At 66.8% G+C, this 20,635-nt stretch carries 23 protein-coding genes; 8 read left to right on the top strand and 15 right to left on the bottom strand.

Annotated features, from left to right (window positions below):
- Positions 1 to 6: 6 nt before the first annotated feature.
- Genes AB0300_RS17545 through AB0300_RS17535 form a run of 3 tightly spaced genes read left to right on the top strand, consistent with a single transcriptional unit; the run spans position 7 to position 805 of the window.
- Positions 7 to 252, top strand: coding sequence for a hypothetical protein (locus tag AB0300_RS17545; RefSeq protein ID WP_005052762.1), 246 nt, complete (start codon positions 7 to 9; stop codon positions 250 to 252).
- On the top strand, positions 249 to 533 hold the full coding sequence (locus AB0300_RS17540) for a hypothetical protein (RefSeq protein ID WP_005052760.1): 285 nt from the start codon (positions 249 to 251) through the stop codon (positions 531 to 533). The genes AB0300_RS17545 and AB0300_RS17540 overlap by 4 nt, the downstream gene beginning before the upstream one ends.
- Positions 530 to 805 carry a hypothetical protein gene (locus AB0300_RS17535; RefSeq protein ID WP_005052758.1) on the top strand — a complete coding sequence of 92 codons (276 nt, stop codon included), beginning with the start codon at positions 530 to 532 and terminating at the stop codon, positions 803 to 805. Before AB0300_RS17540 ends, AB0300_RS17535 begins: the two co-directional genes overlap by 4 nt.
- Before the next feature lie 158 nt (positions 806 to 963).
- On the opposite strand, the gene AB0300_RS17530 is transcribed toward AB0300_RS17535, so the two are convergent.
- From AB0300_RS17530 to AB0300_RS17520, 3 genes are all read right to left on the bottom strand, one after another.
- On the bottom strand, positions 964 to 1,212 hold the full coding sequence (locus AB0300_RS17530; RefSeq protein WP_043341029.1) for a hypothetical protein: 249 nt from the start codon (positions 1,210 to 1,212) through the stop codon (positions 964 to 966).
- Positions 1,213 to 1,290: 78 nt separating this feature from the next.
- On the bottom strand, positions 1,291 to 1,626 hold the full coding sequence (locus AB0300_RS17525; protein ID WP_005052756.1) for a hypothetical protein: 336 nt from the start codon (positions 1,624 to 1,626) through the stop codon (positions 1,291 to 1,293).
- The gene (locus AB0300_RS17520; protein WP_228164380.1) at positions 1,623 to 4,427 is read right to left on the bottom strand and encodes a DNA methyltransferase; all 2,805 of its coding nucleotides are present in this window, start codon (positions 4,425 to 4,427) and stop codon (positions 1,623 to 1,625) included. The genes AB0300_RS17525 and AB0300_RS17520 overlap by 4 nt, the downstream gene beginning before the upstream one ends.
- 176 nt (positions 4,428 to 4,603) lie before the next feature.
- Between AB0300_RS17520 and AB0300_RS17515 the strand changes: the two genes are divergently transcribed.
- Genes AB0300_RS17515 through AB0300_RS17500 form a run of 4 tightly spaced genes read left to right on the top strand, consistent with a single transcriptional unit; the run spans position 4,604 to position 6,528 of the window.
- Entirely contained in the window at positions 4,604 to 5,119 is a 516-nt protein-coding gene (locus AB0300_RS17515; protein ID WP_005052752.1) for a hypothetical protein, read from the top strand.
- A complete protein-coding gene (locus AB0300_RS17510) occupies positions 5,116 to 6,069 on the top strand; it encodes a DUF3560 domain-containing protein (RefSeq protein WP_005052750.1) in 954 nt (317 codons plus the stop codon). The genes AB0300_RS17515 and AB0300_RS17510 overlap by 4 nt, the downstream gene beginning before the upstream one ends.
- Positions 6,066 to 6,287, top strand: a complete 222-nt coding sequence (locus AB0300_RS17505) for a hypothetical protein (RefSeq protein WP_005052747.1) — start codon at positions 6,066 to 6,068, stop codon at positions 6,285 to 6,287. The genes AB0300_RS17510 and AB0300_RS17505 overlap by 4 nt, the downstream gene beginning before the upstream one ends.
- 7 nt (positions 6,288 to 6,294) lie before the next feature.
- Positions 6,295 to 6,528 carry a hypothetical protein gene (locus AB0300_RS17500; protein ID WP_005052746.1) on the top strand — a complete coding sequence of 78 codons (234 nt, stop codon included), beginning with the start codon at positions 6,295 to 6,297 and terminating at the stop codon, positions 6,526 to 6,528.
- 69 nt (positions 6,529 to 6,597) lie between these two features.
- On the opposite strand, the gene nrdH is transcribed toward AB0300_RS17500, so the two are convergent.
- The 12 genes from nrdH to AB0300_RS17440 form a co-directional block, all read right to left on the bottom strand.
- Entirely contained in the window at positions 6,598 to 6,858 is a 261-nt protein-coding gene (nrdH, locus tag AB0300_RS17495) for a glutaredoxin-like protein NrdH (RefSeq protein ID WP_005052743.1), read from the bottom strand.
- Positions 6,859 to 6,909: 51 nt separating this feature from the next.
- Entirely contained in the window at positions 6,910 to 7,188 is a 279-nt protein-coding gene (locus tag AB0300_RS17490) for a hypothetical protein (RefSeq protein ID WP_139833205.1), read from the bottom strand.
- 58 nt (positions 7,189 to 7,246) lie between these two features.
- The gene (locus tag AB0300_RS17485) at positions 7,247 to 9,358 is read right to left on the bottom strand and encodes an FtsK/SpoIIIE domain-containing protein (protein WP_005052740.1); all 2,112 of its coding nucleotides are present in this window, start codon (positions 9,356 to 9,358) and stop codon (positions 7,247 to 7,249) included.
- Between the two features lie 664 nt (positions 9,359 to 10,022).
- Entirely contained in the window at positions 10,023 to 10,616 is a 594-nt protein-coding gene (locus AB0300_RS17480) for a hypothetical protein (RefSeq protein WP_005052738.1), read from the bottom strand.
- Between the two features lie 126 nt (positions 10,617 to 10,742).
- Entirely contained in the window at positions 10,743 to 11,990 is a 1,248-nt protein-coding gene (locus AB0300_RS17475) for a M23 family metallopeptidase (RefSeq protein WP_005052737.1), read from the bottom strand.
- Between the two features lie 6 nt (positions 11,991 to 11,996).
- Entirely contained in the window at positions 11,997 to 14,027 is a 2,031-nt protein-coding gene (locus AB0300_RS17470; RefSeq protein ID WP_005052735.1) for a hypothetical protein, read from the bottom strand.
- Positions 14,024 to 16,546 carry an ATP-binding protein gene (locus tag AB0300_RS17465; protein WP_005052733.1) on the bottom strand — a complete coding sequence of 841 codons (2,523 nt, stop codon included), beginning with the start codon at positions 16,544 to 16,546 and terminating at the stop codon, positions 14,024 to 14,026. Before AB0300_RS17465 ends, AB0300_RS17470 begins: the two co-directional genes overlap by 4 nt.
- Before the next feature lie 14 nt (positions 16,547 to 16,560).
- Positions 16,561 to 16,776 (bottom strand): hypothetical protein, encoded by a 216-nt coding sequence (locus AB0300_RS17460; protein WP_005052730.1) that lies wholly within the window; start codon positions 16,774 to 16,776, stop codon positions 16,561 to 16,563.
- 2 nt (positions 16,777 to 16,778) lie between these two features.
- A complete protein-coding gene (locus AB0300_RS17455; RefSeq protein WP_005052728.1) occupies positions 16,779 to 17,354 on the bottom strand; it encodes a hypothetical protein in 576 nt (191 codons plus the stop codon).
- Positions 17,355 to 17,364: 10 nt separating this feature from the next.
- Entirely contained in the window at positions 17,365 to 17,688 is a 324-nt protein-coding gene (locus AB0300_RS17450) for a hypothetical protein (RefSeq protein ID WP_005052725.1), read from the bottom strand.
- Between the two features lie 16 nt (positions 17,689 to 17,704).
- The gene (locus AB0300_RS17445; protein WP_005052723.1) at positions 17,705 to 18,694 is read right to left on the bottom strand and encodes a conjugal transfer protein; all 990 of its coding nucleotides are present in this window, start codon (positions 18,692 to 18,694) and stop codon (positions 17,705 to 17,707) included.
- The gene (locus tag AB0300_RS17440) at positions 18,694 to 18,930 is read right to left on the bottom strand and encodes a hypothetical protein (RefSeq protein WP_005052720.1); all 237 of its coding nucleotides are present in this window, start codon (positions 18,928 to 18,930) and stop codon (positions 18,694 to 18,696) included. Before AB0300_RS17440 ends, AB0300_RS17445 begins: the two co-directional genes overlap by 1 nt.
- A gap of 312 nt (positions 18,931 to 19,242) precedes the next feature.
- Between AB0300_RS17440 and AB0300_RS17435 the strand changes: the two genes are divergently transcribed.
- Positions 19,243 to 20,007, top strand: coding sequence for a hypothetical protein (locus AB0300_RS17435; RefSeq protein WP_005052717.1), 765 nt, complete (start codon positions 19,243 to 19,245; stop codon positions 20,005 to 20,007).
- Positions 20,008 to 20,635: the final 628 nt, after the last annotated feature.

Below are 20,635 nucleotides of genomic sequence, written 5' to 3'. Positions count from 1 at the left end.
CAGGCCATGCTTTCCGACGAGGTCGCTCGACAGATCATCCACGGCAGCCCCGAGGGCTACGACCTCGGATGTCAGACCCGCGCCGGATGCGCCAACCACCACCACCCCACGCTCATGACCTGTTTCGCCGCCGCGATCGCCGTCCGCGATGACTGGCGCCTCGCGAAGCTGCCTCGCAACGAACCCCTCCCCAAATCCGCTCGGCGGCTACGCCGCTCCTCCCCCAGAAGCAAGGAAGGAACACCCTCATGACCGACCCCGAGCTCACTGCGTGGCCGGCACTGCGCCTCGGAGATCATGCCCTCATCCGGGAGCGCGCGACAGCACGCGAGCTCGCCGTCACCATCGTCGCTCTGCTCGAGCCGATCGAGGGCGAGGGTGAGGGCCTGGTCGACCACCGGGGCCGCGTCATCCGGCACCACTTCTACGACGCCCGACCCATCGCGGCCGACGTCGATCTCCCCGACCAGCGCGACGTCGACACACGCTTCGCCCGACTGACCGCAGATCTCCTGAACACGAGGACACGATGACCGCACCGCTCACCACCACCGAGACCCGCCTGCTACACAAGTCGCTCGAGCTCGCCGCCGGCTACGCGAACAATGAACGCGACGAGACCGCGATCCTTGAGCTCAGCGCACGCATCCGACAGGCACAGAAGACCATCCCCTCTGCACCGGACGCGCACACCACGATCCTCGCGACGATCGACGCCATAAAGCGCGCAGGACGCCACGAGCAGCTCACCCCTCAGCTGCTCGACCGAGTCGCTGACGAGCTCCTCCAATCCACCCCGCTCTGACCGCCCCGCGCGGTACACTAAGGCGCGGCACCCGGCTGTTGAGCAGGTTCCCTTCCGCCCCTCGGGGCGATGGCTCCTCCTCAGTTGGATCGTTGGTGAATGTGACAATTTCCACGCTCCGGCCGGGTGCCGTTTTCTCTTGCCCCGGTGGCACGCGATCATCGACGATTGCTCACCGGTGGACCAGTCGCCCTCACATACTCCGACCAGGTGCACTCGACAGCGAGCCTCATTGCATCGTCGGGGAAGTAGCCGATCAACACTCGCCGCTCGGGATCGCGATCGAACGTCACGGAACGCAGCAGCCTACGGCCGCGGATCTCGACATGGCGGATGATCGCGATCCTCTTGCTGTGGTCGAACACGTACCAGATCCCCGGCTCCGGCGACGCCTGCAGCTGAGACATCGGAGACCAGTGCTGCACCACAACAGCGAACACTATGCCGGCGCACCGACAGCCCCGTGCCGACGACGACCGCGTGACTCAGCTCGTCAGCGACCCGCCGGATCCGTAGGCGTCGTGGTCATACCGCTGTAGCGCAGCAATGAACTCGGCACTAGTGATCTCATAGCGAGCCACCGCGGCCGCGGCGCCGTGGAACAGAGCAGCGTTGGGATACACACGGCCGCACACTGGGCAGACCGCGAACTCGTCGGGGTCGGCCGAACCAGCAGCATCGAAGGCAAGACGCCCAAGACGATCGGCGCTCCGCCAGTCCTGAGTCCACGAATCATTGCCACAGGCGCAGACCTGATTCTCCCCTTCCTCATCGACCGTCGCGGTCCCATCGACGCGGACGGTCGGGTACGGCCAGCTCACGATGCCGCACTCGCTGCTGTCGCCTTGCGGGGACGTTTCTTCGGCATCGCGAGCTCGTCGACCGTGGTGAGCTTCGCATAGCTGGCGAACAGCGCTCGCAGTCGGTCAGCCTCCGTCGCTATCCCCCGCAGGCCCAGGGCCTTGTCGACAGCAGTGTCGAGCTCACGATGCGCCCGGAGCAGTTCGGGCGACATCGCGAGGGGGTTGTAGTGGTCTGCGAGCGAGCGTTCTGGGCGTAGCGCTCTCGCATCCAGAACGGCTTGCCCCCCGGCGATGATGGCGGCACGCTGCGTGTCGGTGAGGGCGGGCAAGGGGAAAGTGTTCCACGTCAGGGTGCTCGAGAAGCGCAGACGAGACTCAAGGCGACCGCCGATAGTGCGCTGCCAGGTGATGAATGCCGACGACGAGATCACTGCGAAGGCGAGGCCGTCTGGGTCGTCTGCCTTGAAGTTCGCGTCACCGCAGATCACATCAGGGGTGAACAGGGCGGTCGGGAAGAACTTGCGTGTCTCGCTCACATGCCGCGGCACACAGACATAGGGCGTGTCGGGTTGCGACCTTTGACCGAACAGGTGCGGCGTGTCCGCCATCTGTCGCGTGGACTCGGCCTTCGACGCTGCGCGGAACTGACGCACGGCATCCAGCCGCCCGCGGAGTATCGGGGATCGGGCGATGTCGCTGGGGTCAAGATCCACGAGCCACAGGCACCACCGGGGTTCGTTGTGGATGAGCTGTCGGGCGCCGACAAACGGCCGGACGTACTTCGCGGCGATCGGATCTGCCATCACTTCCGCATAGTCGGCCGGCTCGATCAGGAGATTGCCGTCGTCGCGAGCCATGTTCCCGAACACCATCGGAGGGAGAGCCGACGCCAGCGGGCTTCGCCGCTGATCGATTAGCACAATGGGACCGTCGACCAGGTATCCGTTGAGCTGATCCACGACGGGGATCTCGACGGGCTCGCCCTTGAGGTTTCCTGAGTAGTCGAACAGCCGCGCTCTCTTCCTCGACGGCCGGTCAAAACCGATCACCGAGCAATGCACTGCCGCAGCGCCGGGCGCTTCACTGGTCCACGCGAACGTCCGGTGCGCGAACTTGACGCGCCACCCTGCGGCAAACACAGGGCCGAAGAGCGCTGGCACCGGCTCTCCCTGTGCGATCGAGTTTGTCGAGACGAACGCGAACTCGCCTCGGTAGCCGGGACGGCCGAGCAGCTCGAGAGCCTTCGCGTACCAGCCGGTGACATAGTCCAGCCGACCGATGTCGTCCCTCCGCCACACGTCGCGAAGTTCCTGCGCTTGCTCGGTCGAGCGGGTGGCGTGGCCGAGGAAGGGCGGATTGCCCATGATGTACAGGTGCTCAGTCGGTTGTAGGACAGCTGCCCAGTCGACACGCAGCGCGTTGCCGACGACGATGCTCTTGATCTTGTCCAGCGGCAGCGGATCTGGTGCAGATCCAAGCGCCAGCTCCATCGCCTGGTTTGCCTGGTGTTCCACCAGGTGCAGCGCCGTCGCTGCGATCTGCGCGGGCCATTCCTCGAGCTCGATCCCGTGGAAGCTCGACAGCCGCACGGCGAGGTGCTCCTCGGTGAAGAACATTGTGCGGGCCGTCTCACCGGACAGCTCTTGGATCCGCAGCAGAACCTCAAGATCGAGGGCTCGCATCTGTCGGTAGCCGACCACCAGGAAGTTGCCACAGCCGCACGCCGGATCAAGGAATCGCATCAGCCCCATGTCCGCACGCAGCTTCTTGAGCTTGGCGGTGTCGTGGTACCCGTCCGTGAACCGCTGCCGCAGCTCATCGAGGAACATCGGGCCGATGACCTTCATGATGTTGGTCTCGGTGGTGTAGTGCTCGCCGAGCTCACGCCGAGCGGTCTTGTCTTTGACGGCCTGGAAGAGGCTGCCGAAGATGGCCGGCGAGATCGCCGACCAGTTGAACATTGCAGCCGCGATCAGCCGGTCACGCATGCCTGCGTCGAACGACGGGATCGACACCGATTCCTCGAAGACTCCACCGTTGACGTAGGGGAATCGCGAGATTAGCTCGTCGAGGTTTGACTGCCGACGAGACGGCTCACGTCCCATGACCTGGTACAGCAACGACAGCTGAGGCCCGAGGTCGGAACCATCCGTCGCGGTGCGGGTCTCGAGGAACTCGAGGAACAGATCGCGATCCCACACTCCGGCGTCATCGGCGTAGAGGGCGAACAAGGTGCGCACCAGGAACACCGACGCCTCGTGATCGTCGTACCCAGACCCCTCGAGGGCCTCGTAGAGGGACGCCATCAGCTTTGCCGCTTTGATCGACGCAGACTCCTGCGCCTTCGATCCGAAGGTGCGCTCACCGTACCCGGCGAGGAAGGCGAGCACGTCAGCGCGATCCCGCATCTGGGTCAGGGCGAACTCCTGCACACCCTCGCTCTCAGCGTGGAGATCGAGCAGACGGAACCGGCGGAAGTCGCTCGTGATTACCCACCGAGGAACCTCCGGGTCAGGAAGGTCGTCAATGTAGTCGAGCGCCTGCTGCTCAGCCGCGACGAGATCCTTGCCGGCGGACTTCATTTCGATCAGCGCGAGACCAGGGATCAGCGCGTCGATGTATCCGCGCGAGCCGGTCGACGAGCGCTTGACACGCTTCTCGTAGAACGCCGCGCGGGTCTGGGTTATCCCGTACACGCCGAGCAGATCCCGGACGAAGGACTGCGCTTGCTGTCGCTCGTCGCCGGGCTCGTCCTGCCAGTCACGGGTGAACTGCGCAGCGCGGGCTCGGATCTCATTCATCGACAACGACTTCGGCACGATCCCAACGCTATCCGGCCAGACCACTCGCACCCGGTACTACCCGACCTCCGTCCGCAGCGTGGCGGCTGCTTGGCGCCACCACCACAGCGACGACGACGACGACGACGTCTTGACATGAGCGCCGACTGATTCTAGGGTAGTGAATGTCACATTCACCACCTGAGGGGGTCATCATGCGCGCGTTTCCCGTGAACCGCGACACCATCGACCTGTTGGTCACCGCCGCCTACATTTCCACACCCGCCTACCGCAGCAGCACTCCGCGCGAGCTCGCCGAGAACGCCGACCGGATGGGTCAGAGCCTCTGGGATGAGAACTACGCGAGCGTCAGCTACGCGATCAAGCAGCACATCGCCGCACCGCGCTACGAATGGCAGCCGGTCGCCGAGATCGTCCCCCATGCCGATGACGAGCAGGCGTTGCAGATCGAGCGCAGCCGTCTACTGCTCGCCGAAGTCTCCTGCCATCACCCCGGATGGGATCAGTCCCCTGCGCGTGACCTCGTCGAACGCCTCGGCGACGCGATCGCGCGACGGTTCGCTCACCGCCCGCTCGTCGACTCCCCGGACCACCTGGGCGTGAAGGAGTATGAGGGCCTGCATCGCGCCGCCGAGGTCTGGGAACGGGAGATCGGATTCCGCCACCCTCTCACGCACGACGCGGCCGCGCGGGAAGGGAGCCGGCCATGATGCTCACGATCATCCACGCGGCCGCGGAAGGCACCCTCATCGAAGGGACCAGCCGGGGCGACGGCACGGCCGATACTCTCAAGGCCAACGGCTGGCGGTGGAGCCGGGCGCTCGGATCTTGGTACATCCCCCACTCCCGCGACCGCGAACCGAAGATCGCGATCATCAACCGCACCGCCGAGCAGCTCACCGCTGCCGGGTTCGTCGTCGAGATCTCGATCGACTATGAACGCCGGGCCGCGGCCGTCGTCGAGGCTGACCTGGTCGACCGCAGGAACGATCGCGCTGCCGCCCTGGCGGTGCGCGCAGATCGACGACACCAGGACGCCACCGAAGAGGCAGAGCGCGCGGCCCGCGCGCTGCGACGCCTCCCCGAAGGTGGCGAGCCCATCAAGGTCGGACACCACTCGGAGGCCGGCCACCGCCGAGCGATCGGCAAGGCGGACGCGGCGATCCGCCGCTCCATCGACGCCGACGCGGCGGCACGGCGCGCCCAGGTGCGTGCCGACGTCGCGGCCGCGGCGACCGATGCACGGTATGCGCCGATCACCGTGGCGAACCGGATCGAGAAGCTCCGCGCAGATCGCGCCGGCATCCGTCGACGTCTCGACGGGTCAAGCCGCACCCTTCCTGGCGGGTATGTCGAGGTCACGGCTGCAGCCACCGGCGCCTACGCCGAACGGCTCGAGAGGGAGCTGGCCGCGACCGACGATCAGCTCACCTACTGGCAGGAGGTCCGCGCCGAGCAGGTCGCGACCGGCGCGGCCACCGACCACAGCAAGGACACCATCAGCGTCGGCGACCAGATCAAGTACTTCGGCGCCTGGTGCACCGTAACCCGCACCAACCCGAAGAGCGCCACCATCGTCGACGCCTACGGCCACCGCGGCACAGTCCCTTACACGCACATCCGCGAGCACCGTGCCGGCCAGAGCGGAGCGATCTCATGACCATCGCCGCCCGCCCCCGCACGATCCCGGAGCCCACGACTCGTTGGCTCCGCCGTCTCGTAATCGCGCTGCTGTACATCGCAGCCGCGGTCCTCTCTGGGTGGCTCGGGATCCTCGCCGCGCCGATCCTCGATCGCATCATCGTCACCGCCGCGGCGGTGATCCTCGTCCCCATCACCATCGCGCTCGTGATCGACTTCTTCAGCAACCCAGATTGAGCGTCCGATGCCCGCCTACAAGGTCCAATGGCAGCAGCGCGTCGACGTCACCGCCACCGTCACTGTGGAGCTCGACGAGCTCGCCGACTGGGCATGCGAGCATCTCGGGCTGCGCACCCTCGAGGCCGGTGCGCCGGCAGGCGCGGCGCCGGCAGGGGTTCGGATGATGCTCGAGCGGAACGGGCCTCTGCGGGAGCAGCTGCTGCAGCGGTGGGCAGCGGCGCACATGCCGCACAGATGATGTCCCGCTCCGATGAGCAGAGCAGAGGCCCCACCGGCGAAGAGCTGCCGGTGGGGCCTCTGTCGTCAATCACGCGAGCCGTTGCGCGAGCTCGTCGATCTTGTCGGGACGGAAGCCCGACCAGTGATCCTCATCCGTGATGACGACCGGTGCCTGCAGGTAGCCGAGCGACTTGACCTGTTCGAGCGCTGCGGCGTCTTCGCTGAGGTCGACGACGTCGTACTCGATTCCCTTAGCATCGAGCGCGCGGTGTGTCGCGACGCACTGTACGCATGATTTCTTGGTGAACAGCGTGATCGTCTTGTCGCCGTTCGTCAGTGTGGTTGTCATGGGTGATCTCTCCTCCTTCCTGGGTCTCGTTTGCTGAGCATGGCGGGCAGCTCAGACACGGGCAGCCGCGCGGCGCTTGAGCCACACGATGAGCGCGATCGCACCGATCAGGATCGCGAGGATGACGAGGATCTGTCCCCAGCCGAGGCCGACGCCGTCGACGACGGGGATCGCCACGGTTTCACCCTGCTCGAGCAAGTGGTACTTCAACATCCACGCGCGCAGCGGATCGAGGAACATCCCCAGCGACACTGCGCCACTGGCCAGGACGAGCACGGCGATCAGCAGCAGCGAGATCCAGTCGTCTTCCGACACGCTCTGGTTCGACACGCGATTCATCCCTTCTCTCGGGGCCGGTAGGCCCGCAGCATCATGACGGCCACGACGATCAGGCTGCTTCGGGTCGGCGGTAGCTGATCACCGAGTTGTCGAAGAGCGTCAGCAGCCCGTCCTCACCGCTGTCGAGGTCGCGGTATTCGATCGCGAGGTACTCGTCGTCGACGACGTCGGGCTCCACTCCTTCGACCACTCCCCACAGCCCCAGAGTCGCGTCGACGAGCAGGAGATCTCCGACCTCGAGCTCCACCGCGGGGCCCTCGAGGGATTCGCCGTATCCGTCGCCGTCAGCGGCCGCGTCGACGTCCGGTGCATCGTCGTCGACTTCGGGCACGAACCGGACCCGTTCACGAGAGTCCAGTGGGGTGACATTGGAGGGTCGAAGCGCGTCGTGCTTGGTCGTCGACGGTACCGATGCATCCCAAGCGACAATCTCGGCCGAGGACCACTGGAAGTAGTCGGGCTCGAGCTCCTCCCCCTCGCCGTCGTCGGTGAGCTCCGCTTCCGGGTCGCGCACCATCATCCGCTCGTAGTCGGCAGCGTCGGGACGCAGCGCCGCCAGGTGATCCCAGTCCGCCTTGTCGGTGGAGTCGAGCTTGGCGGGGTCGGGGGTGTAGAACGCCTGAATCTCGACGGGCTGAGATTCGGCGTTCAGAGTGACACCGCGGCCACGCTTGTTGCGAGGGATCGCGACACCGACCGCGAAGCTGTCCCACATCATGTTGGCGCCCTGCGGGGAGAGACGACCGAAGCTGACGCGGGCGCCGAAGTTGTCTCGCATCTCACCGCCGAGGAACTCGACGTCGGGGCGCTGCAGACCGAGCAGGATGTGGATCTTCGCCGACCGTGCCAGTCGCGCGAGATCGGAGAGCAGATCGAGAACGGGGGCCTGCGCCGGCGCACCCTTCGGCTTCACCGTCTTGTACCAGCGCTGCACGCGCGCCTTGAACGTCGCGTACTCGTCGATGATCAACGCGAGGGGGTCGAAGTCCTCGAGCCGGGCCGTGCCGTTCTCGAGCTGCGAGTACCGCTCCTCCATGAGCTCGTGCGCAGCGTGCAGCATCCGCACCTGGTGCTCCACCCGCGCGCCGACGAGCTCGACGTTGGGCCAGTCCCGGAATCCGGCGAACTCGATCCGCTTCCCATCGAGTACCCACACCCGCCAGTGAGCGTGCGCGAGATGGGTGAGCACCGTGTGCTGGAAGCTGGTCTTTCCCGATCCGGTTCCACCGATGACGAGGCAATGCGGGGAGACCGCCGGATGCCACGACTGGATCTGACCGTCTTCGTCAGGACCGATCGGGATCTTGAACGCCTTGTAGGCGGCGTGGGTGAGTGCGGCCGCGGGCTCCACTTCGTGCAGGACCATGTCGGGCATCGTCGGTCGGACCTCGAACGTGATCTTGTCGCCCTCGAGATCCCAGTGCGCACGCCACCGGCCAGGGAGCATCGAGGAGACCACCTTCTCGACCTGGGAGCGCCGCGCCGCGATCGCCATCTTCGGTCCCACGTTGTGCTTGACGTCGATCTTCGAGACCGAGCCGTCATCGGCACTCTTCACCGAGACGCTCGCGGTCGGGTCGATGACCAGCTTGACGACCTCGATCGCGCGCTGCTGCTCACGGGAGACCGGATCACTCACGGGTGCGAGCTCGACGACGAGCACGCACCGCCTCGAGTTGTGCTTGCGTACCCGGTACTCGGCACCAAGCCTGCGTGCAAGGCCTGCGAGGATCTGGTCGACGAAGCGGGGGTCGGTGTCATCGACGTGCGAGGCGTACCGGATCTTGATGCGCTCCGGGAGGCCCACCCATCCACGAGTCCACTTCACCGGCACGACGAGAGCACGGGTTGGCTGTGCCGCACCGAGCATCGGAAGGACCGCCTCGATCGCCGGGTCCATCCGCCCTTCCCGTTGGAAGGTCCGCACGCCGGATGCGACCGCGCCGGCGGCGAGCAACACGGCCACGACCCACACCAGCGGGATCAGATCGGTGAACGGGCGCACCGCGTTCAACCCGGTGGCGGCGGTCGCCAGTGCGATGCACAGCAGCGCCGGGATGATCCCGGTCAGCTGACGCCGAGGAAGAACACCCAGAGCCACCGTCGCCGGTGCAGGTGGGCGCGCCGGCGGACGAGATGCCACACGAGTTGTCGTTGCCATTCGAGCCTCCTGAGTGGGCCGAGTACTTCACGACCCTCTTGCGAGGTATAGGCCGGAGATCTGCTCCTTCGCGGACATCGCGGATTCTCCCCGCGTCTGACGCACTCGTGATGTCCCCTGTGCAAGAGTGTGCTCGAGGAGATCGCCACGGCGGCTGGAAAGGGTTATTGCGCCACATCGCGGCGCAGACCAGCGCAATACCTCCGCCACACCCGCGCTTGACACGGGTGATAGGATCAAGCCCGATCGGCGTTCTGCCGCAGGCACGGTTGTCGAATCGAGCTTGAACCCCTCCCCCTGGGAAATATTTCCAGCAGGCACACCCGCGCAGTTATGTGTCGTGTCTCACTCCAGTTGTCCGATTCTCACGGACCTGTCGAGTCGTCTCACTCCACTTGTCGGATTCTCACTCCAGTTGTCCGATGCTCGGCGCGCCGCGTAGTGCTGCTTCGAGGCGGGAGCAGCAGGGTCGGATTCGTGACAACTCGTGTGAGACAGACCGCTCTGCCGGGACTGCACCGCGAATGAGAGAAGTCCCGGTCAGCCCATCCGAGATCCGACAAGTCAAGCGAGATCCGACATTATGGCGCAATACTGCGCCGCACATCGGCGGCATACTGCACCGCACACCCGGTGCAACACGTCGCCGTGGCGCGGAGTCGGGTCAGTCGTTGGAGTCGGTCGGCGGGGTCTGCGCCTGTCGCCGGCGCTCCCACTCGCCTCGCAGCCATTCGCCCTGTCGTTGTGCTGCAGCGCGGCTGATCCCTCGCGCCTTGGCCGGCGCCGGCGGGAACGGGGCACCCTCGTTGTAGAGCTGCTCAAGGCGGTCGGCTTCCCGCATGAAGGCGACCTCGACGAGACCGGCCAGCGCGGGCGCACCCTCCGGCTCATCCCTCGTCGACCACCACGCAGCCTTGAGGCGCGCGTGCAGCGCGACCGGCAGGTAGTAGGTCTGATGGCGGTATCCCGCGGCTCCTCTTGGGTTCACACCCTGGGCACGGTCGGGGGCAGGAGGGAAAGGGGAGCCGGCGTTGTAGAGCTGCTCGAGGCGGTTGGTCTCGCGGCCGATGGCGACCTCGACGAGACCGGCCAGCGCGGGCGCACCCTCCGGCTCATCCCTCGTCGACCACCACGCAGCCTTGAGCCGTGCATGCAGCGCGACCGGCAGGAAGTATGCGATCGAGCGGTAGCCGGTGGCCGACACTGACCCGGCGGGTCGGTCGGTGTCACCAGCGGCGTTGACATCTGTTGAGGGCACGAGTCACCGTCTGGGTGGGAGAGGCTTCGGCCCCGTTTCGGGCCGGGGCTGCCCCCAGCCTACAGGCCGGTTTCCAGGCCGTCAGGAGGGTTACATGCCGCGAGTTGACTCGGTTTTCCAGGGGGGTCAGAGGCGTCGGCAAGTGCCGTCTGTGGGACAGATCTCGATGCCATACAGGCGGAGGAACTCTTCGGGGTTCACGTAGCCGGCGTACTGCGAGGGGGCACCGAGTGCAGTCGCCTCCTGCAGCCCGGCGACGGCCTGATTCGTCGTCCCGTTCTTGTTGACGGCCAGGTGCAGGTGGCATCCCCCACTGGGCGGCACGTTCCCGACGACACCGATCTGCTGGCCGGCGGTGACGGTGTCTCCGACGTCGACGAGCCGCTCGCTCTTGTACATATGCAGGTAGGACACCACGAACCCATCGGGGTGCTTGATCGACAACCACAGTGAGCTGCTGAGAGTCACCGTGCCCGGCAGGACCGCGTAGACAGGGTCGCCGCACGGGTTTGGCCAGCGCTGCAGGTCGATTCCGACATGCCAACTCGACGCACCCGGAACGGTGATGTCGCGCGGCCCGTAGCCGGAGGTCATCTGGTAGCCGGCCGCAAGGGGGAAAGCGGCCTGCCCGACGACAGTGCTGCTGTCGCAGCTGATCGACCCGCCGACCGCGGTGATGATCTGCTGTGCTGCGGGCTCCCACTTGTCGTAAGCGGTCGGGTATGCGGAGACCTGCACGGTCTGCGCGGCCTCCCCCAGCCCCATGTCCTCCCAGCCGGGGATGTCGAGCAGCCCACGCGGCGATCCGCCGTTGGGGCCCTCCTCGCCGCCGAAGAACGCCTTGGCTGCGTAGAGGGGGTCCATGAGCTCCTCGACGGTGCCCCAGCCCGACACACGCTGCTGGAAGTAGTTGACGGAGTCGTGGTCGCTGCCGACCGCGTCGTGCGGGTAATCGAGGGACTCAGGCACGGAGGAGTTGGCGTACATCTTCAAGCCGGACTCCTGCAGCGCGGTCATGATCGCGATCTGCTGGCCCCGCGCGGACACGCCCAGTGAGCGGGCGACCGAGAGGATGGTGGCCGCGTGGCCGAGCTCCGTCGCACCGAGGGTGCGGGTCGATCCTCCTGTGGTCTGGACCTCGAGCTTGTCGGTGGTCAGCGACCCCGCGGTGCACTGCGACGACCCACCGCCGGAGGCGCCGGCGATCGCCATCATCAGGAACATCGTGTAGCCGGCGAAGAGCACCACCGGCACCAGCACGAGCGCGATCACCCAGAGGACGACCTTGCGCGAACCACCACCGTCCCCGTCGTCTCCCCCATTGACGGCGCCGGCGACGTCGGCAGAGCGCTCGAGTACTCCCGATGCGGACATGCGGGGTTACTTCTGTGCGATCGCGAGCCGGGCGCGCATCTCACCGCTGCGCGGAGAGCGAGGCGCGCGCGCCGGCAGGGACGAGATGTCGACGACACCTGACGAGGGGCGCCGTTCGATGTGTCCCATGCCCGAGGAGTCGACGACGATCCGTCGAGGACCGTCCGGGGTGCGCGTGGGCGCCGGGCCCTGGTCGACGACCATCGAGACCACCTTCGGGTCGCCCGCAGCTCGCGGCTTGCTCGCGCCTGCCGCGGCCGCGGAGACAGCCTTCGACGCTCCCTTGCTCGCGACTCGGCCACCGACCTCGAGCGCCGCGGCGCCGGCGGCGCCGGCCACACCGCCCGCTGCGGCACCCTTGCCGATCCGCGCGGCCGTGAAGACCAGGTCCGCGGTCTTCGAGGCCTTGGCGGCAGCACCCGCGCCAGCGCCGCCCCCAGAGCCCATCTGAGGCGACGGGAGGGCGGGACGGCTCGGTGAGCCGCCAGAGGGCGTCGAGGGCGGCTTGGGAGCCGCGGGCGGGCGTGTAGCGGTCATTGTGCCGATGTCCTGCGCAGCCCCCGCGCCGAAGTTGATGGAGCGCGCGTCGACCTTGTTGTCAGGGCGACGCAGCGCCGCGGCCGCGACGGTGGATACGGCGCTCATCGCCGCGACGGTCTTGACCCCGTCGCGCTGCGCCGGCGCGCCCTTGCCGATGCCGTACTTGGAGAGCTGCTCGGCGATCGACCGGCCGGTCTTCTTGGCAATGCGACGCGCTCGGATGATGAGGAACAGCAGCACGATCATCACCAGCGTCGCAAAGGTCATCTGCGCGACGAGCGGGATTCCCAGGCTGCTGAGCCCGGTGATCGCTGCGACGGTGAGCTTGAGGACGGCCGCCATGACGACTGCCATGAAGACGATGGCGACCAGGCCCATGAAGGTGTCGGCGAGGGACTTCCACAGCGGGTATCGGTTGACCGGGAGGATCCCGATGTAGACGTTCCACATGGTCTTGAGTGCGGAGATCAGGAAGCCGAGAACCGTGACTAGGAACAGCACCCCGAAGGCCATCGGCAGGATGAACAGGGTGAGCGCTCCGGGGGTCATCGTGACGGCCGTGAGCACCTGGCCGAAGTTCGGATTCTGGTTGAACGTCTTCGCCGCCTCGTCGCACCCGCCGACCGCGTCACGGACCTCGTTGCCGCCGGTCTGGATGGGCGCCGAGTTGGTCATCGTGTCGGTGAACGTCGCGGCGCACTGCCCCTCGAGGGCGTGGCCGAACGCGATCGTCTGCGCAGGGATCTTCACGAAGATGTCGACCAGCTGCGACGTGACCGCAGCTGACAGCAGGTTCTCGGAGTCGAGCTCCGTGCTGTTGATGTCGTCGGTGACGACGACGGCAGCGATCTGACCGCCGTACTCCTGGGCGGTGTCGAATGCTCCGCCTGCGGCGGTGAGCGAGGCGATCGGGTTAGCGAGCAGACCGGTCGCCAGCACCGCACAGCACGCAGAGATGAACAACTCCGCCCACCCGGTGGAGTGCCGGCCGAGCATGATCGCCAGGCCCGCGACACCGCCGGCGATCGTCAGCGCGAACGGGATCCATGCGATCTCGCCGAGGAAGTCCTGCAAGAGGTCGGCCAGCGCGCCGAACGGTGCCGCGACGATGTCGACCCACTCGAAGGAGAGCAGCCAGTTGCAGAACCAGATCATCCACGACACCAGACCCAGATGCCCGGTCCAGATCGGGTCGATCCACATGGAGATGAAGAACTTCCCCATCGTGAACACATCGCCGCGGTCCAGTGGAAGCACCGTGTAGTTGGTCAGCGGGACGCCGTCGCTGTCAGTGATGTCGCCGCCGAGCATGAACGGGGACGAGCCGCCGCCGTCAGCGGCGAAGGCCCAGTACGTGTTGCCGAACAGGACCAGGAACAGGTCGATCAGGACGACGGCGATGACCTTGCTCCACCGCGGGTGATCGTGCGCCCAGAAACGGACCCGCCAGAACGCGCCGCCCAGAGTCTCGAAGGTGTGCCGGTAGAAGGTGATCATGGTGTCACCAGAGACGGGGTCGACAGCACGGCTTCGCGGCGGTCGGGGCGCTCGGGCAGCGTCTTGCGGAACTTCCCGATTCGACCGCGCTGGTCACGGATCAGTCCCTCGCCGCGCCGCTCCGGGGCGACCTTTCCGTCCGCCCCGAGCGGGGACAGGTCTTCGGTGACCACCTGGACCATCGCCGGGTCCGCGGGCTCGCCGGTCAGCCACTCGATCGCGCGGCGAGCGAGCTCCTTGTCGGTCTGGCGCATCACGTAGCGGGTCTTGAGCAGGCCTCGGGTCTGGGTTTCTCCGAAGTCGGCGGGGTCGTGCGAGCCGAGGGCGAAGAACGCGCGGTGCTTGCGACCGTCGCGGATGCCGATGCGCAGGTCGCGCTCTCCCTCCGGTGACTGGGTGATGTGGTGGCACTCGTCGAAGTAGGCGCCGGCGAGCTCGCCGGGGTTCATGAAGCAGACCTCGCGGGAGATCCCCATGAGCATCGCGTACATGGCGCGGCCGTAGATCTTTTCCAGGGGCATCTCCTCGAACAGGTGCGCGTGCTCGAGCTCGGTCTTGTCTGGCAGCGACAGCCCATGGGTGAGGAAGACCAGGGCACGCGATTTCAGGTCGACAGCGGTCAGCCCGTCATTGAAGAGAACCTCGCCGATGTCCTTCGACGCGACCAGGTTGATCAGGCCCGACAGCTCATCGCTCTCCGCCGAGGAGATCGTCTTGAGGTGCGCCCGCAGGCGACCGAGGCTGGTGATGTCGTGCGCGGCGACGTACTCCGGCTCGAGGAGGCGGGACAGGGCGACGCCTCGGGAGTCGCGGGCCCGGATGCCGAGCATCACCGCGAAGAGCGACTGCACCATGCGTGCGCCGACGAGAGGGCCGAACACCCGCAGCGGGTCCAGCGAGTACTCCGGGGTCATCAGGTCAACGATCGTCGTGGTGTCCGGCCGGAGGCTCTGCGCGAAAACCGCGTACTCCTTGGCCTCTGTGCGGTCGATCGCGACGACGCGGCCGTTGCGGTCGACCGTGTCGCCCATGTCTCCCTTGAGCAGCACGCTCTTGCCGGCGCCGAGCTCGGCGACCACGCCGAAGCTGGCGCTGGTGTCGGCCTGGATACTGCCGTCCGCGTCGCGGAGGATCGGGGTGTGCCGGGCGGTGCTGATGTTCTCGCCGAAGCGGGCGCCCTTCTCGTCTCCGAGCTCGTTGCTGGAAAGCGGAACGCCGGTCGCGAACTCCCGGCCCGTCGTGATCTGGGTGAGCTCACGGACGATGCGCCCGGTGGGCGTGCCGGGGATCATCGCCCACCAAAGCTCCTCCTGACCTCCCAGGGGAGCCTCGAGGAGGAAGTCAGCGCGCTTGTACTCGTCTGCCACGAACCGGCCCTTAGCCTTCGCGAGATCGGCGGTATCTGCCCCCACAGCGAACAGCACCGTCGCCTGAACCTCGACCTCCTTATCGGAGCGGTTGAGGGAGGCGTGGTAGGCGGCCAGCGTCTCCGCGATCTCTCCGAGGTCGGATCCGCCGCCGGTGATCGTCGCGGTGCCCTCCTGGTGCTTGTACTGCTCCTCGAGGGCGGTTTCGGCCTTCTTGTTGCGACGCTTGACCTCGTCGGCGCCGGTGACGGTGAAACGGATCCCCCAGTCGACGTCAAGGGGGAACTGGTCGACGTGTGAGATCCACTCGACGCCGGGCGAAACCCAGCCGGCCTTGGGTGCGGCGACCATGGCCTGCACCACCTGGTAGGACGACGTCTCGTCCGCGTAGGGGCTGTGCACCTTGAGGTAGCGGCGCTTGAACGGGAGGAACTGCTGCCCCTTGGGAAGGTCGCTCTGTCCGCCTTCGTCGAGCCATGGGTTCGGCATCGCGGAGGGCATCTGGAAGTGCGCGAGCTCGTCGACGCCGAATCCGTCCTCGGTACCCTCGGCGGGCGGGACAGGGGCGGCGAGATCTGCGGAGAGGCCGCGCTGCTGCGAGTGAAGGGCGATCCAGATCTGCTCGGCCGGCGTTGCACGGGTCGGCTGGAACGCGGCCGGGATGCGAACCTCGATCTCCTTGGCCATCCGCGCGGCCGCAGCGATCTCGGAGTCGGTAGGCAGCTGACGGGGAAGAGCCAACGTGTCGCGCAGCTTGGTGTCGGCGGCGCGCACTGCCGACCTCGCGCGAGCCTTCATCGAACCGGCCGCGAGCGGGACCGAGAACCAGAACGCGCGCGTTCCAAGCGGGATCTGCTCGAGCGCGTCCAGGGTCAGCTCGACCTCGCGCGCCCAGTCCGGACACTCGTCGATGCGAACACCGTCCAGCATCCGCTCCACGACAGACACCGGATCCAGGTCAGCGCACAGCCCCAGCAGCAGTCCCTCGCCCCGGTGCGCCTGGAAGAGCGCCTGGTGGTGCGCCTTGACGAGCTGCTTTGCCGCCGTGGTGGCGTAGGCATACGGGAGCGGCTGCAGCCGCCACGTAGCCCAGACCACGCCCGAGCGGGTCCACATCAGGTTGCTCGTCATCGCTGTTGCCGGAATCTGCATCGTCGTCTCGTTTCTCAGTCGGTCGGCGTGGCCAGCAGCAGATCGCGACCGCCGCTGAGGGGTGCCGTGATCGGCGTGCCGCCGAGGATGGGGAGGAGGGCTGCGTAGCTCGTGGTAGCGGGGTCCGCACAGATCGGCCCACGCGCGGTCTCCGCCTTGACCACGAGGGTCTTGATGACGTAGCCGCGGCCTCGGCCGATGATGCCGAGCGGGATGTCGGTGTTGTTCATGGTCAGTTGCCTCCTCGGGCTTGCTGCAGCAGGCGCTCGACGCCGCTGACCGCGTGTGCGGGTGCGTGCGCCGGCAGCGGCGTCGAGCGCGGCTGCAGGACCGGCTGCGCCACGACGGGCGCTTCCGGTGCGGGTGCGGTGGTCTCGCTATCCGGGGTGGTGAGCGTGGCTCCGACCGGCTCGGCGATCGTTGTTCCGCCGCCTGCGAAGTGGGGCGGGCGAACCCGCATGGTCACTCCGCGGTAGCGGCCGGCTGCGGGGCGGGTCATCGCGGACAGGCCGCTGGTGATGATGCTCAGCAGGTTCCGGCGTGTGGCCGGGATCCTTCCGGCTCCCCACGCTGCTCCCCAGGACACGAAGGCAGCGACGGGGATATCGACGATCGGAGAGCCAGTCCCCCACACGCTCTGCGTCAGCAGGGCGACGACCAGGACGATCGCCAGGACGACGCCCTGCGTCAGCGTGTAGGGGCCCCCGGGGATCTTCGTGCCGTCGTGGAGACGGCCGATGAACTTTGGGAACCGGCGGCTGCGCGTGTAGAAGCGCGCAACCTCTCTCTCTTCGTCGCGATCGGCCACGTTCGCCCCTTTACGCGACCAGCCGGTAGACCGTGTCGCCGGCCGCGGTGGTGGTCTCGTTGAGCACCAGGGCGTCCGCCGGAGCTGCGATCTGATGGATCGTGACTCCGATGGCGTCGACGGTCTCGGTCTGGATGAGGCCCATGACCCACTCGCCACCGCCGGCGGCGAGGAACATGGCCAGGCCGCACGCGATGCCGGTGATGATGGTCGTCGCCATGGCGAACCGCACCTTGGCGGCGACGACGAAGAAGATCACTGCTGCTGCGAGAAACACGACCGCCCGGAAAGCAGTCGTCGCATCAGCGGTGATCCCGTTGATCCAATCGAACATGGTTGGTGTTCCTTCCTTAGTTGCCGTTACCGGACGGTGTCGGCGTGGGGGTTGTCGATCCCTTGTCGGAGACCGCTTGCGGTGCAAGATCAATGGCGCTGACCTCCCAGCGGGAGGCACGCGCGGTGAGGGTGAGCGTGTACGTCGAGGTCACTTGCTGGTCCAGCGGGCTCAGCAGTGAGACGGTCGCGAGCACCTTGAGGGTGTCGCCATCGCTCGGGGACTCCGTAGGCGTCAGGTCTGACCGCATCTCCTCGACGTTGACCATCACGTAGGGGGCGGGCGAGATCGCCACGAAAGATGTGTCCGGGGCGCTGTATCGGGACAGGTCACCCGAGCCGGCAAGGTACGCGCCGAGGAACGCCGACACTGTCTCCGCGGACGGGTCAGAGGATCCGATGGTCTGCTTGTAGACCAGCGACGTTGTCTCGCCCTGGACGGGAGCGGAGATCTGGGCCGGGAGACCGACTGCCCTCACCGTGTCCCCGTTGACCGCGATCGCCACCTGGAAGTAGCGGCGCGGCCAGCTCGTCGTGCTGGTGTCGTCGGAGTCCGTCACCGACAGCTCCTTGATGTTCGCCGCGACGACGACGTTGACGAAGTCCGAGCCGTCGACGGGCGTGATGGAGACCACGGACAGGTCGCGGTACTCCCAGGCCGTGACCGACAGCTGCCGCAGCGCCGCCAGGTCGACGTAGGTAGCCAGGTCGCCCGGTGCGTCCTTCGTCGCGCTCAGCCACGAGGAGACGAAGCCCTCCGCGTAACCGCCGGCAGCCTGCTGCTGCGTGCTCAGTCCCGCTGCCTGCGCCTCGGGCGCTGCGGCGACGACGGGCGCCGGACGTGCGGCCGCGGCGAAGAGCGCGATAGGCCCACACGCGATCGCGGCGAACAGAAGCGCGGACAGCAGCTTGCCGCCCAGCTGCCGACCATGGGTCCAGCTGCTCCCCTGTGCCGGGACGGTCTTCGTCTCCTTGGCCGGCTTCGACGTCTTCTCACGACGCGCCATTATGCAGCTCCTCCCACTCGCAGCTGCGCCACCCGCAGAGCTGCCGGCACCGCTGCCGAAAGCTCCTCAACCGCCTTCACCACGCGACCATGCGTGGAGGGGTCGAAGGGTGCGTCGAGAGTGCTCGCCACTGCTTCCTCGAACCCCTGGCGCGCACGGATCGCGCGTGCAGCGTCGGGCTTGAATCCTTCCCACATGGCGTCGTCGGCGCTGTCTGCGGTGCTGCTCTCGCTCACGTTTCTGTCCCTTCCGCGGAGTCCTGATGCCTCCCGACCAACGGGGGCATATCTGTATAGGCCGGGTTTTCGGCCCTTCGCGGACATCGCGGATCGAAGAAATCTTGCGTGGATATTGCGCCCATGCAGCGAGGCATGGAAACCGCCCCTGAACAGGTATTTACAGCATCGGATCGCAACTCAGATCCACCGAAGCCAGCATCCGCCGATCGGGCGCTCTCCTGCCCGGCCGGAACTTTCCAGGATCTGAACCAGGGGTGCTGAGGAACGTGGCCCTTCGTCAACCGACGTCACGACGAAGGGCCATTTCTCATGACTGCTTGGGCGAAGACATCACCTCTTGCCGACCAGCTGTTCGATGAGTGGAACAGCTTCCACTCCCACACCACTCACCACTTCGGAACGCTCGGCGAGCTGACTGGCGATGAGGCCGTGAACCTCATCCGGCAGCCGCAAGCTCCCGAACAGCGCGACGCGCTCCTGCTCGAGCTGCTCACCCTCGAGCACGCCGGCGATACCATCGCCGGCCGCGTCCTGCTCAAGTCGTTCATGCCGCTCGCGCTGCGGCTGCCGAGCAGCTGCAGCAGCATGCGCAGCCTGTGGCAGCACTCCCCCGCCGACGCCCGTACCGCGACGATCGGCGTGCTCTGGGAGGTCATTCACACCTACCCGCTCGAGCGGGTCCACTCCGTCTCCGGAAACATCCGCCTCGAGACGATCAAGAACCTCGGAGTCTGGTTCGGCAGCGAGCACAGCGTCGACGCAATGCCGGTCGAAGACGAGCTGCTCGAGAAGATCGCAGGCCCCGACGAGAGCGATGACGTCTTCCGGGATCTGGTGACGATCCTCACCTGGGCGATCGACTCCGGCACCCTCCGCCGCGACGAGGTCCAGCTGCTTGCTCGCATCGAGCTCGCGGAGGGTGATCCCGGTGTGGCGCGTGAGGAAGCAGCTGTCGAGCTCGGCGTCAGCCGGGAGACGCTCAACCGCCGAGTGTGCCGAATCCGCACCAAGCTCATGCAGGCCGTCAGCGGCGACATGGAGGCCAAGGTCTCCTACGCCCCGCGCCGCAGCTGAGCCAACCCGCCATCCAGGGGGCAAGCGCAGTCGACGAGTCGAGCGCTCCCCACAGGCCGGAGCAACACTCCCGCTCCGCCCCCCCAGACAGACAGGGCCTCTGGATGGCCCCCAGGGGCCCTGTCTTCCCCTCCGCCTCACTCGGAGCCCTCCTCATGGCCGAAATCGCCTCAGCAGGCCGCACAGGCCCGTCTACGCCCGCATCCATCGTTTGGATGCCCCACCACGACTCCATGACCAGCCCTCGCGACACCGCGCACCCCACCATCGCCAGCGCCGCGCTACACACGCGCCACCCCGCCGCCATGCTCTGCGCTGTACCCTCGCAGCAACACCGCGATAGCCTCCGCCACTCCCCCGCCAGATCACCGCATCACTTGCGCGATACGCTGAGCAACCCCCGCGCCATACCCGCGCCAGCCATCCGCAATATCAACTGCAATATTCGCGCTATTACATCGCCCTACCCGCGCATGCTGTTGCGCTCTAACGTGCGCATTACGAGCGCCCGGCTGTCGCCTGTACGGCCCCTTACTTGCGCATTGCTTGTGCCCGTATGTAGCCACTATGGCGCGGGTCTTGTTTTAGATGATGCGCACTGTCAAGCGCTCTGCTTGCGTTGTTCTTG

The organism is Microbacterium sp. NPDC078814 (assembly GCF_040702645.1).
In the GTDB taxonomy this organism is placed as follows: Bacteria; Actinomycetota; Actinomycetes; order Actinomycetales; family Microbacteriaceae; genus Microbacterium.
Note: the sequence above shows the minus strand (reverse complement) of the source record. Positions and strands in the feature narration are given on the sequence as shown.